Source organism: Candidatus Protofrankia californiensis, assembly GCF_900634765.1.
In the GTDB taxonomy this organism is placed as follows: domain Bacteria; phylum Actinomycetota; class Actinomycetes; order Frankiales; family Frankiaceae; genus Protofrankia; species Protofrankia californiensis.
In genome coordinates, this window is sequence record NZ_CAAAFT010000419.1 from 1 (window position 1) to 11837 (window position 11837).

Below are 11837 nucleotides of genomic sequence, written 5' to 3' on the forward strand. Positions count from 1 at the left end.
GGTAACCCCCGTGTCGACGCCGCGGTGGTCGACATCGCGGCGGCGTTCGCCGAATGGATTCGCTCTGTGGAGGAAATCCGCGCCGAGATCCGCGCGGAGATCACCGCCGCTGGTGGCGACCCGGACGGGCCGAGACCGCCGTCCGGGTCCGCGAGGTGGTCGCCGCCGCCCGCGACGAGTTGCCCCCACGCGCCCGCGACGCCTACGACTGGCTGATGAGCGGGCTACCCGCCCACCTCGCCCGGACGCAGCCTTAGCGATCAGTAGGGTGCGCGGGAGGGCGAGGCCGGTTTGATGGGGCCGAGGAGACGTTCGAGCAGGCGCGGCTCGCCGGGCCATGCCGCGAGCAGCACCTCGCGGGGTACCTGGCGGCCGGCGTAGCGCAGTGCCAGGGCGACCACGACGATGTCGTCGAGTGGGCCGATGATGGGGATGAACTCGGGGATCAGGTCGATCGGGCTGGCTACCCAGATCCCGGCGATGATGATGGCGATCCTGACGCGGCGCGGTACCCGCGGGTCTTTGCGGAGTCGCCGTACGGTGGTGACGCAGTCGGGGATGAACGCGGCGAGGTCGCGCAGGATGCCGGGCGGCAGCCGGCGGGCGAGGACCAGGAGCACAGCCCAACTCGCGATCAAGCAGGCCAGGGCGATGCCGAGGCCGATCAGCCAGGTCCGCATCAGGAACGTGCCGCTGTGACCGTGGCGGCGCGCTCGATCGCCCGGTAGACCGTCGAGCGGGCCACCCCGAACAGCTCTGCCAGTTCCGAGGTCGTGTGCTCCCCGGCATGGTGCAGCGTCACCGGTGCGCCTCCTGCTTCGGGTTGAGCTTCGGCTTCTTGCCCCGCAGACGGCGATGACCAATGAGGTCGGGCCCGCTTGGCCATGGCTGGGCGCGAGATCAGCGGTCGGACGACTCTGCCCGGTAGCGCTCGATCCACTGGCGGTTGAGTTCATCGGCTTGGCGCTGGTGCCGGGGGACGATAGCGCGGCCGTCGGGTGGGACGAGGCCGAGGAAGTCCAGGATGCCGTGGGTGGCGCCGACCATGTCTTCGTCGAGTTCCTCGTAGCGCACTACGTGCGGCTGGATGTCGAATGAGGAGAACCACGCCTCCCACGCGGCGTTTTGCTCCGTGATCGCCTGGATGAAGTGATCAATCCCGTCCGCGTCGAAGGTCGGTACCTGCCCGGTGCCGTTGTTGCCGCTGATCTCGTCGTTGCCGCCGATGTACCAGGTGTAGGTCTGCTCGGCGCGTAGCCAGGACACCGCTTGTGCCAGCACTTCGTCGCGCCGTAAGTAGACGAAGCGCGTGCGACCGAACGCCCGGTTCAACAGGGTGACGTCCTGGCCGGCGAGGTCGGGGTGGACCGTGCCAAGCTTGTCGACCACCTCGTCGAGCGTTCCCCACATGAGCTTCGCACCGAACACGCCGTTGTCGGTCCGGCCGGCGGCGAGCGCCGCTTGCACGTAGTCCGCGTAGTCGAACCCGCCCTGAGGAGTGCGGGGGACCTGCCACCGGTCTGCCCACAGCGGCTCGTCGGGTGCGCGGAAGTACGCCTGCGGACGGCCTGCGACGCCCGTGGACTCCAACAACCCGAGGAGCAGGGAGCTGCCGGTGCGAGGGGTGGCGCAGATGAAGTACGAGTCGACACGGTCCGTAGCGTCCGTCGGCATGATCACGACGTAATCACACCGGAGCCACGACACGCAAGCTGAGATTGAGGCTCAGCGAGTCACCAATGGCGCCAGACGCGAACATGGCACTACTACTGGCAGCCAGGACGTAGCGGCTGGCCTTGACTGCGGTTGCGGGCAGCATCGGAAGACCTCAGCTGCCGGTACGTGCGGCATCCTTGGCGTCGACGCGAATGTTGCGGTAGATGGTCATGGGTGTGACGCGGCAGGAGGTGGCGATCTCGGCCATGGTGAACTGTCGCGAGTCGTACATCCGTTGCGCCTTGTCGATCAGGGCAGGGGTCATTTTGGGCTTGCGTCCGCCGGTGCGGCCTCGGGCACGGGCAGCGGCCAGCCCGGCGATGGTGCGTTCCTTGATGAGTGCGGCTTCGTACTCCGCCATGAGGGCGAACATGCCGAAGACGAGCTTGCCGTGCGCGGTGGTGGTGTCGACGATGCCGTTCGTTAGCGACTTGACCCCGACGCCGCGCTGTTCGAGGGTGGCCACGATGTCGACCAGGTCGCGCAGATTGCGGCCGAGCCGGTCGATCTTCCAGATGATCAGGGTGTCACCGGGCCGGAGGTCGGCGAGGCATGCCTTCCACTTGGGCCGGTCGGCCTTCGTGCCGGTCGCGGTGTCGGTGTAGATCTTCAGGCAGTTCTCCGCGGCCAGGGCGTCGAGCTGCAACTGAGGATCTTGGTCGGCGGTGCTGACCCGGGCGTATCCGATCTTGTGTGCCACGGCCGAACTCTATCGGAACTTGTGTCCGAGTGGGTGTTGTGATGGCTTGTTTTTGTTATGGCTTTTGTGAGAGGTGGGTGCTGGGACGACGCCCGGCCGCGATTGTGCCGGCGAGGGTCTATCGCAAATGATCGTCTGCGATAGACCCGCCGCTACGGAAAACCCGGGGCTCACGCGAAAATCTCTTCATAGGTTGGAAGGAACTGCTCGGGTAACGCCCGCACCGATCAGATCACCGCGTGTCTGCTGGAAGTACGCCGGGCGGCGTGGCTGAACGCGGTGAACATCGTCAGCAGTTGCCGGGCGGCAACGGGGTCGGTTCGGGCGGCGGTGATCGTTTCCTGGAGCGCGTTCATCGACTCCTGCCAGAGGTACGCCGCCCTGTCGCCTGGCTGGTCGAGCGGATCGGGGCGTGCCGGGCGGGCGCCGTTCTCGGCTGGTGATCCCATGCTGCTCGCAGCCACGCCGCCCACCAGGCTGACCTGGCTAATCGTTGTTTTTGCGCTGGAAACTACGGGGAGGCCCGGTAGCCGCACTCGGCGGCCAGCGTCGTTCGGGTCACCGAGCAGCCAGTCGAACCGGTGCTGACGTCGCCCTTCCTCACCCAACACTTCATCGCAGAGGCCCATGACGTACGACTCGTCGCTGTTGTCCCGTCCCATGTGAGGATCATGCTGGCGCGCGTCTACCGGAGGCGGGCAGCAGTGCCCCCTTCACAGCTGCTCGACGTAGCCGGCGGCGATGTCCTCGGGTGGGTTGGTGTACCGGTCGATGTAGCGCTGGGACTGGTGGCCGAGGCGACGCTGCAGCTCGTAGGCGTCCGAGCCTGTTTCGGTGGCAAGCCGGAACGCGAACGAGTGCCGTAGATCATGCGGGCGTAGCGGGGACAGCTGCCGGGCGGGGTCGGTGTGCTCGGCGTCGTGCCAGCGGCCGATCTGCTCGCAGATCAGGTTGACCGAGCGGGGCGAGAGCCGCCCGTCGGGCCGGCGGGAGCCGATGGAGGCGGCCGACAGGAACAGGGCGGTGGTGGTCTCGCCGCTGTCGCGGGGTCGTTCGTGCTCGAGGTAGTCGGCGAGTGCCGTGCGGGCGTCGGCGGACAGGAAGACGTGCCGGGTAGTGCGGCCCTTGCCGCGTACCCCGGTGACCCGGGCCCGTTTCGCCGCCCATAGCCCTTCCGGTGTGGCGGGGTCAACCTGGTCGAGGTCGAGGCGGACGAGTTCCTCACGGCGCAGCCCGGTGGACAGCAGGACGTAGACGATGGCCCGGTCGCGCAGCGGCCGGCCGTGGGAGTGCGTACTCCGGTCAGCCCGGCGTCTGCGGCCCTTGTGCTGGTGGAAGCCGTTCGAGCCGGTCGAGGACGTTCTTCAAGGAGCGGACCTGCGCCTCGGACAGAGCTCGGGGTTCTAGGGGCGGCAGCGGCAGGTCGGTGACCTTGGCGCACGGGTTGCCGTGCGCCAGCGCGGCCGGGGTGTGCGCGACGACCCAGGTGGCGAACCCGGACAGCGAGGCGAGGTGGGCGTTGACGGTCGCCGGGGCCAGGCCGAGCCCGCCGTCGGCCGGCTCGCCGGCGAGATGGTCGCGCCAGGCGACGACCTCGCGGCGGACGACGGCGGACAGCCGGTCGTGGCCGTGGACGGTGTGGAAGTAGTCGGCGAACCGGCCGAGATGAAGCGCGATCTTATCGGTGACCTCGGGCGAGCGGACCCCGCGCACGGCTGCTTCGAGGTACCGGCCGGCCCATGCCTCGATCGCGTCCGCGGCATCCAAGCCGCCGACCGGGAGCGGGACAACCTTTCGGGAAGGCAATCTGCGGCAATCCGGCCGGGTGGCAGCGGGGGTGGTCACGGATCGATTGTACGTTTCCCTTCCCAGAAGGGACCTTCTGGGAAGGGAAACGACCTTACTTCGATCGGCCCGCGTCGGCTTTACCGCGTCGGAAGAGGAGGACCTGCTGGTTCACCGTGGCGCTCCCACAGCTGTGGTCGCTGCCGGTCGTCGGCGTCGACGTCCAAGACATGCCCGGTGAGCAGCGACTCGATGATGAAGGCAGTCCCGTCGGGGGGTCCTGTGTAGCAGCCAGAGCTGTTGCGGCTCGCCGTGGCGCGTCTACGTGAGCAGCCCCGGGAACCTGGGTCATGCCGCGGTTGTGCTTGTGCTAATCTCAAATCTTTAAAGTCCACGGCATTACACTTGCGCGAGCTGGGTCAGTTGTGCGATCAGTTCCTCGCCGTCCCGACAATGAGGATCAAGTCTCGCTACAAGGTCCTGTCGTGTTGCGGTCTCGGGTTGTTCTATTCTCTCCTGAACGACTAGAAGACTGTGGGCCAGTTGGTCGCGTCTGCCAGCGAGGATCGCGATTGCTCGCCCAATAATTTCGCTACCCGCGAGGCCCGCCGCCGCCGCAAAGAGGCGCTCGACCTCCGATGCGATCTCATCCAGCTCTGCGATCCACTCCCGGCGCAACAGATCCAAGGAAGTTGCATTCTTCTTTCTGTAGGTGATACCTGCATAGGCTAGCGTGGCGGCAACGGTTACGCCGGCGGGTATTAAGAGGAGCGGTCCCGCCAAGACACCGAAAGCTGTGGCAACGCCAGCTCCGATGGGCGTGAGTGCGCCCACGACGGCCACCGCTCTTTGTACAACGTCTTGCGTGTCCGAATTTGATCGCTGCGATTTAGGCGCAGTTAGCTCATCTATATCGATCACCTGGCTCGACCTGAACTCGCTCAGGGGGTGGCTAGCGAGTACTGCCGTTCGGACCTCGGTCAACACCTCACTAGTGAACGCCTCCAGCTCCCAGTTCCATATTTGGAGCGGTCCAGTTGGAGAAGTCATCCACTCCCGGATAACCCGAGTCCTGTGAACCTCGATCTGATTGGCTTGTCTAGGCTTTCGCAAATCAGCGGAAAGAATTTCGCTTTCTAGACTCTCACGGAGGTGCGGGGCTAGTCTCCTGAACCCTTGGCGAGCGCTCTTTATTCGCCGGTCGAGTATGTCCCCGAGGCGCGCGTCCGTAGTATCTACGGCGAGTGTGAGATCACGCAGCTGGTTTCCTAGATCCCTCAGTTGCGAGCGGAGCTGATCTACCGGCAGGCGCTCGGTCTCCAGTCGTTCACTCAGCGCGCGCTGGTACGGGAAAAGGAGCGCTCGGGACTCGCTCGCTATTGCCGCAACATGGCGACGGCCGGTATCCCGCTCGATCATCGTCGAGAGAGTTCGACGCAATGCATCCATCCTACTCTCTGCAAGTAGTCGCCTGCCAGCGGCCTCGTTACCTTCGCTGATCGAGAACTTGCCGCGGGCCTCCGACGCTGGAGAGACTGCTATGAACCCATCGCCGATGAATCCCCGATCGGGCTTCCCGTCAAGGAGGGTGCAGTTGTCCTCGAGATACCTGTTGTTGCGCGCGACCGTCGCCGTCCAAGCCGGACGGTTATCGAGCCCGAGTTCCATCGCCCTATCGATTGCTGTTACAACCCACACAACCCGTTTCCCCGTGTTCACGTGATGGCGATGGAGATACCCAATAAGCTCAAGATCCGCATCCGACAGGGACACTGAGGCCGTAGAAACATAAATGAAGCAGTCGGCATCCGCCATTGCTTCGCGAATAATCTGATCATGTATAGGGTCCGGTGAGCCGTGGCCGGGCAAGTCGTACAACTTGGCGGGAAGCAAGGATTCGGAGACGAGGATTTCGATCTCGGCTACAATTCGGTTCCAGTGTTCCTCCTTTCGCGACAGCTTGACGTCAGAGTCGTCGCCCATTGCATACGCAGCCACTACCGGCGGAAGTACGGAGGTCCCTATATCTTCCCACTGATCCGTATCGGAGAAGCGCACTCGGAGGAATCCGCGTCCGGAAGCGTCTACTTGCGGGGACGCGTCTACAGGAACGACACTTGCCGGACAAGCCGTGGTAGGTATAGGTGCCGATGGCAACAAACCAATGAACTTGTCGGATACGTCGTCGTCGCTCATTACCCGTGTAAGCGCCAGGCCGCCCTGAAGGCCGCTGACCAAGAAACTCTTGCCCGAAGAGAAGCCCCCGAGAAGTGCGACATTAATCAGTGACGAAGCTGCACGCGTCCGCAACCTCCTAACTGCTTCCAAATCCTTGCCAACCGTCGGGGGAAGACCCAGGTCCATGTCCGCCAACGAGGGCATGGCACCAAGCCATTTCTCCGCATCGCCAAGTACAAGCTGGATATCCATCTTTAAGCGTTCAATTTCATTCATGTCGCATCTACACTTCCGCGAAGGCTGTTACTCGCTGGCCACTGGGCGTATCTCGATGGGGATGGTGTCGCTTATCGTCCCCCACTTTGATCTCACGATATCCCACCATCAGACAGATGTCGTCCTGCGGCGGTTCGAATCTGGTGACTTCGTCGTAGGCGTGGACGGTAATGCCGTCATACTCCGGGTAGCTGAAGCGTATTATCTCATGGCCTCTTTGATCTCCATCTCTCGCGATAAGAGTGAATGAATATTCGGTACCGGCTGGGGACGTGTCGGGTGGGAATGGGCTCTGGATATCGGCGATATTCCGGTACTTTCGGATGAGTTCGTTGCGCTGGCTTTCATCCAGCGTTCTCAGCAGGACGGTGTGGCAACTGATCCTGGTGAAAGGGATCCCGATCCTCGGCCGAGGGCTCATGACGCCGTCTCGATGTGGGGCATGGGCCGAAGGGCATCAAGGTGGGTGGACAGATCAAGCTCGAAACGGCCGTAAAGGTTGATATGCGTCCAGAAAAGGGCTGACAGGCCGCGGCGGTCGGCGTCGGTGAGCCGGCCCGCCCAGGCGGGATCGGCCAGGACGCGCTGGAGAAGGATGGTGTTGACGTAGGTGACCGCGGATTGGAGCAGGTGCAGCGCCAAGGCGGAGATCTCAACACTTTCGCGGTCGGCGCCAGTGAGCTGGCCGTCTTTGCCGTAGCAGAAGTCGGTGTTGGCCGAGTTCCAGTTCTCCACCACCTGCAGGCCCTCGTGGATCTCCGTTCTGAGTGCCGGGCTCGACAGATATTCACAGATGAAGATCGTACGGATGACCCGGCCGAGTTCTTCCAACGCATGGTAGGTGGGGTGTTTCGGGCCGCCGCGGGTGAACCGGCGCAGTACCTGCTCGGCCTCGGCGGTACCGAGGCGCAGCGCGGTGGCGTACTTGACCATCTGGTCGTACTGCTGGGCGATCAGGTCCCAGTCGATCGTCTTGGTCGACAGCACCGGCGCGAGCTGAGGCCAGGTGTCGTCCTCCCCGATGCCGGGCCGGTACAGCCGGGCGGAACCGATGTTCTTCAGCCGAGGCAGGAGCTGGAAGTCGAGCAGGTGGGCGAAGGCGAACCCGATCACGCTGGCGCCGTGCGTGTCGACGTACTGACGGTCGATGTCGGCGGAGGTCAGGTGCCGCATCAGACCTTCGATCATGGACGCGACCTCGGACGCCGAACAGGTTTTCACCTGCGAATAGATACACACGCTGCGCCGCTCAACGTGCCAATAAATCATGACTCCGGGGCCGCCGTAACGCTGGTGCCACTCGGTCATCAGATTCGACGACCACGAGCCGAACTTCTTCGAGTCCGACGCACACGCGGTGCCCTCACCCCACAGGGCGGTGTCGCGCACGGCGAACGTCTCGTTGACCAGGCGGCGGATCGCGGCCCGCAGGTTGTCGCGGTTGATGAACAGCCGCCGGATCCGGCGCAGCGCCGCCTCGGTGTCGAGCAGCGTCTCATCGCTGCCGGCACCGGCGACCACCCCGTCCGCGACCCGTTTGATCCCCATGTTCGTACCCAGGCCGAATAAGGCGAGGAGCAGCCGCCGGCGGATGACCTCTCGGTCGGTGATTTCCCGGGAGGCGACCGAGGTGAACTCGTCGGTGAACCCCGTGACGTAGTCGGCGTCCTTGAACAGGTTGAGCAGGTCCAGCACCCCCCAGCGGCGCACCAGCTCCTCTTTGAGCGCTGCGAGCGTCGTGGGCTCGGCCTGCTTGGCTTGCGGCGGCACGGTGATCCACGGTTCGCCGCGCCGGGTGGTGATCCGTACCCCGCCGGTCGTGCCCGTCTTCAGGGCGTCGTTGAGCTGGCACAACGCTGTGACGTGCCGCTCCTTCAGACCTGCGACGAAGGAGCCCGCGTCCTGCGGCTTCCGCAGGGCGGCGTAGTGGATGTCGCGGTTGTCGGCGAAGTCGGCCGGCAGGTCGTCCTCCGGGTTACGCCACCGGCTGGCCCCCGTTACCCAGATCTCGCGGCGGCGTAGCGCCGCCCGCAGCACCACCAGCACGCACAGCTCGTACGGGATCCGCTCGACCTGACTTTTGTCGTCCTGGTTTTTCTCGTCGACGACCGCGGCCCGCCAGTCCTTGGGCACGACGTCGTCGAGCGGCACCCGGTCGGCGGCAGCGTAGAACTGGGCCTTCGATTCCGCGGCCGCGTATCGGCCGAGCAGGTCCAGGGCGTCCATCACCGGCCGGTAGGCGGTGTTGTTGCTACGGAAGGTCAACGCGGCCAGCAGCTTCGACAGCATCTGCCGGTAATGGTGGGAGTATGACGAGCGCAGCTGCACCCTCACCCGGTGGGCGAACGTCCGCTCGGCCGCCTTCGCTTCGGCGACCAGGTCCTGTAACGTCTCCTCGCTCACCACCGGGAACAGGGCCTGGCGGACGGTGTCGTCTGGATGCTCCACCGCCGCACTGGCGAGCGCGAACAGGATCCCGGCCTTGCCGGTCACCGTGCGGTACTCGGCGGTCATCTCCTTCTCGGCCCGCCGCTCGGCCCGGGCGTTGATCGTGTGAACAAGCTGGATCAGCAGATCCACCAGGCCGTCGACCAGCTCCGTGGTCCGGGCCCAGCACAACGCGGCCAGCAGCGTGAGGCGGATCGGGGCCGGGCGGTCCCGAAAGTCCGACGGGTACAGCTTCGCCCGCCCGGCGCCCGCCAGCCGCCGACGAATTTGTCCGACCAGCCGTCGAACAGGTCCTTCGGCAGGCCCATGGCGCGGACCCCCTCCAGCTTGGAGATCTCCTTCAGCAGCGTCTCCAGGCTGAGCTTGCCCGGGTCGGCCTTCAACTCCGCGAGGAACGCCGACCCGCCGCCAGCTGACGCATCGTCGTCCCCGGCAACGGCCACCAGCTCCTCCAGCCGCGCAATCGCCCCGGGTGACAGTCGGTCGGCGACCTGCACGGTGAATCGCTGCTCGCACCCCGCCCGGGCCGCGCCCAGCACCCGCTCGATTCGCGACGGCCCGGGCGGTTCGATCCGCTCCTTCCGGCAACGGGCCAGCAGCGCCTGACGTTGCCGGTCGTCGGTCAGCTCGACCGGGCACACCTCCGCGGCCATCCAGGCGGCCAGCTTGTCCTCGTCGGCGACCGTGCACTCCCGGAACCCGAGCTCCTCGCGGATCTCCATCCGATGGCGTTTGGTCTGCCGGCTGGACCAGTCGTACCCGGCGAGCGTCGCGACTTCGACGGCAACCTGCTGGGCGACATACGTCACGGCGGCCCTCGGGACCTCCCCGACGTACCGGGGGAACCGGGCATCCAACTCGAAGAACTTCAGCAACAAGGCGAAGGCCAGCCGAGACGCCCCCGACTTGTTCCGCAGCAACCGCCGGTCGTCCTCCAGCAGCGTCCAGCACTCGATCAACTCTTCGGCAGTCCACTCGCGCCGCACCAAACGCCCCCGTTGTCACGCAGTCACGCGATCAGCCAACAGGTTACGACCACAACGGACACGACCGTGACATTTTGAGCAACTACCGAGAGCTACTTGTCACTTCATGACGTGGACCCGAGTACCGGGCCGATACCCCGGATTCGCTACGATTTCGGCGAAGCAGGCTGGTGCGGGGCGTGAGGGTCTTGATGCCCTCCGGTGGGCTGTGCAACGGGGGAAACGGGGGCGCCAGTGGGCGTTGGTGAGCGGGATGTCCCGGCCGACGTGATGCGCCTGCGGCTGGTCGTGACACCGGACCCGGAGCTCGACGTCGAGGCGGGCGAGCGGCTGACCCGGCGGCTGCGCGCGGAGATCGCCGAGCTGGACGTCGAGGCGGTCGGCCTGGCGTCGGGCGGGAGTGTCCCGGACGGCGCGAAGGCAGCCGACCCGGTCACGGTGGGGGCGATCGTGGTCGCGGTGAGCGCGTCGGGTGGGGTGTTGCCCACGGTCGTCGAGACGGTACGCGACTGGCTCGCCCGCCAGGGCCGGGCGCACCGGATCTCGATGACCATCGACGGGGACAGCATCGAGATCGAGCGGGCATCGGCCGAGCAGCAGCGGGCGCTGGTCGACGCCTTTGTGCGCCGGCATGCGGCGGAGTAGCCGATGGGCCGGCGGCTGGCGCTGCTGATCGCCACCTACGAGTATCAGGATGCCGGGCTGCGGCGGTTGACCGCCCCGGCGCACGACGCCCAGGCCCTCGCCGACGTCCTGGAAGATCCGCGGATCGCCGGGTTCGAGGTCACGGTTTTGGTCAACGAGCCGCACCACCGGGTCGGGAAGGCGGTCGGGGCGTTCTACCGGGACCGGCGCCGGGACGACCTGACGCTGTTGTATTTCACCGGCCACGGGTTGAAGGACGACGACGGCCGGCTGTACCTGGCGATGGCGGACACCCTCCGGGACAGCCTGCTGTTCACCGGCCTGGCCGCGGAGGCCGTCGACCAGGCCATGGAGAGCTGCCTGTCGCAGCAGAAGCTGCTGATCCTCGACTGCTGCTACAGCGGGGCGTATCCGGCCGGCCGGCTGGCGAAGGCCGACACGGCCGTGCACACCCTGGACCGATTCCGGGGCCGGGGCCGTACGGTGCTGACCGCCTCGGACGCCACCCAGTACGCGTTCGAGGGCGACCAGTCGCATGGGGAGGCGGCGCGGTCGGTGTTCACCCGCTACCTCGTTGAAGGCCTGCGCGACGGTAGTGCCGACCTCGACGGGGACGGCGACATCACGGTCGACGAGCTGTACACCTACGTCCACGACCGGGTCGTGGCCGAGATGCCGCAGCAGCGGCCGAAGAAACAGGACACCGTCGAGGGGCGGATCGTCGTCGCGAAGAACGTCCACTGGACGCTGCCGTCCTACCTGCGGCATGTGGTGGACAGTCCCCTGGCCGCGGACCGTCTCGCCGCGCTCGACGGCCTGGACCATCTGCACCAGGTCGGGAACGAGCTGGTGCGTGGGAAGGTCCGCGCCGAGTTTGTACGTCTCGCCGCCGACGACAGCAAAGCGGTGTCGGCCGCGGCGACCGCGCGGCTGTGCTCCCTCGCCCCCGACCCCGGCGTCCCGGGGTCGGCGCCGCCCGCTCCACCTGAGCCGCCGCCGGCCGGATTACCGGCACGCGACACTGCCCGCTCTCCAGCGCAGGCGCCGCCGGTCACCGCCCGGACACCCCCGCCGGCAGCCGTCCCCCCACCGCGGGTGGAGGC

General features: G+C 66.1%; 12 protein-coding genes and 1 pseudogene. 3 read left to right on the forward strand and 10 right to left on the reverse strand.

The window, feature by feature from the left end; genetic code table 11:
• A pseudogene (locus DD1DGNOD_RS21650) lies at positions 1-216 on the forward strand (hypothetical protein); the annotation flags it as partial.
• Between the two features lie 44 nt (positions 217-260).
• Here DD1DGNOD_RS21650 and DD1DGNOD_RS21655 read toward each other — a convergent pair.
• The 10 genes from DD1DGNOD_RS21655 to DD1DGNOD_RS28325 form a co-directional block, all read right to left on the reverse strand.
• Entirely contained in the window at positions 261-680 is a 420-nt protein-coding gene (locus DD1DGNOD_RS21655) for a YkvA family protein (protein ID WP_131766836.1), read from the reverse strand.
• The gene (locus DD1DGNOD_RS21660; RefSeq protein ID WP_241251500.1) at positions 680-802 is read right to left on the reverse strand and encodes a helix-turn-helix domain-containing protein; all 123 of its coding nucleotides are present in this window, start codon (positions 800-802) and stop codon (positions 680-682) included. The genes DD1DGNOD_RS21655 and DD1DGNOD_RS21660 overlap by 1 nt, the downstream gene beginning before the upstream one ends.
• A 98-nt stretch (positions 803-900) precedes the next feature.
• A complete protein-coding gene (locus DD1DGNOD_RS21665; protein ID WP_131766835.1) occupies positions 901-1674 on the reverse strand; it encodes a Stf0 family sulfotransferase in 774 nt (257 codons plus the stop codon).
• A 154-nt stretch (positions 1675-1828) separates the two neighbouring features.
• Positions 1829-2416, reverse strand: coding sequence for a recombinase family protein (locus tag DD1DGNOD_RS21670; RefSeq protein WP_131766834.1), 588 nt, complete (start codon positions 2414-2416; stop codon positions 1829-1831).
• Positions 2417-2643: 227 nt separating this feature from the next.
• Positions 2644-3078 carry a hypothetical protein gene (locus DD1DGNOD_RS21675; protein ID WP_131766833.1) on the reverse strand — a complete coding sequence of 145 codons (435 nt, stop codon included), beginning with the start codon at positions 3076-3078 and terminating at the stop codon, positions 2644-2646.
• A gap of 51 nt (positions 3079-3129) precedes the next feature.
• Positions 3130-3690 carry a site-specific integrase gene (locus DD1DGNOD_RS31385; RefSeq protein WP_131766856.1) on the reverse strand — a complete coding sequence of 187 codons (561 nt, stop codon included), beginning with the start codon at positions 3688-3690 and terminating at the stop codon, positions 3130-3132.
• 28 nt (positions 3691-3718) lie between these two features.
• Complete coding sequence (locus DD1DGNOD_RS21685) at positions 3719-4183, reverse strand: hypothetical protein (RefSeq protein ID WP_131770932.1); 465 nt, start codon at positions 4181-4183, stop codon at positions 3719-3721.
• A gap of 417 nt (positions 4184-4600) precedes the next feature.
• Positions 4601-6655, reverse strand: coding sequence for a dynamin family protein (locus DD1DGNOD_RS21690; RefSeq protein WP_131766831.1), 2055 nt, complete (start codon positions 6653-6655; stop codon positions 4601-4603).
• Between the two features lie 417 nt (positions 6656-7072).
• Positions 7073-9334: a Tn3 family transposase gene (locus DD1DGNOD_RS21695; RefSeq protein WP_241255901.1), complete on the reverse strand. Its 2262-nt coding sequence runs from the start codon at positions 9332-9334 to the stop codon at positions 7073-7075.
• The gene (locus DD1DGNOD_RS28325) at positions 9223-10089 is read right to left on the reverse strand and encodes a DUF4158 domain-containing protein (RefSeq protein WP_206443354.1); all 867 of its coding nucleotides are present in this window, start codon (positions 10087-10089) and stop codon (positions 9223-9225) included. The genes DD1DGNOD_RS21695 and DD1DGNOD_RS28325 overlap by 112 nt, the downstream gene beginning before the upstream one ends.
• 234 nt (positions 10090-10323) lie before the next feature.
• On the opposite strand from DD1DGNOD_RS28325, the gene DD1DGNOD_RS21700 reads away from it, so the two are divergent.
• Positions 10324-10734: an effector-associated constant component EACC1 gene (locus tag DD1DGNOD_RS21700; protein WP_206443355.1), complete on the forward strand. Its 411-nt coding sequence runs from the start codon at positions 10324-10326 to the stop codon at positions 10732-10734.
• A 3-nt stretch (positions 10735-10737) separates the two neighbouring features.
• A partial coding sequence (locus DD1DGNOD_RS30580; RefSeq protein ID WP_165036961.1) for a caspase family protein occupies positions 10738-11837 on the forward strand: 1100 nt, incomplete at its 3' end.

Bases quoted from the DNA above. Each gene is read 5' to 3' on its own strand.
- DD1DGNOD_RS21655 (WP_131766836.1), bottom strand. From the start codon at position 680: ATGCGGACCTGGCTGATCGGCCTCGGCATCGCCCTGGCCTGCTTGATC.
- DD1DGNOD_RS21665 (WP_131766835.1), bottom strand. From the start codon at position 1,674: ATGCCGACGGACGCTACGGACCGTGTCGACTCGTACTTCATCTGCGCC.
- DD1DGNOD_RS21675 (WP_131766833.1), bottom strand. From the start codon at position 3,078: ATGGGACGGGACAACAGCGACGAGTCGTACGTCATGGGCCTCTGCGAT.
- DD1DGNOD_RS21690 (WP_131766831.1), bottom strand. From the start codon at position 6,655: ATGAATGAAATTGAACGCTTAAAGATGGATATCCAGCTTGTACTTGGC.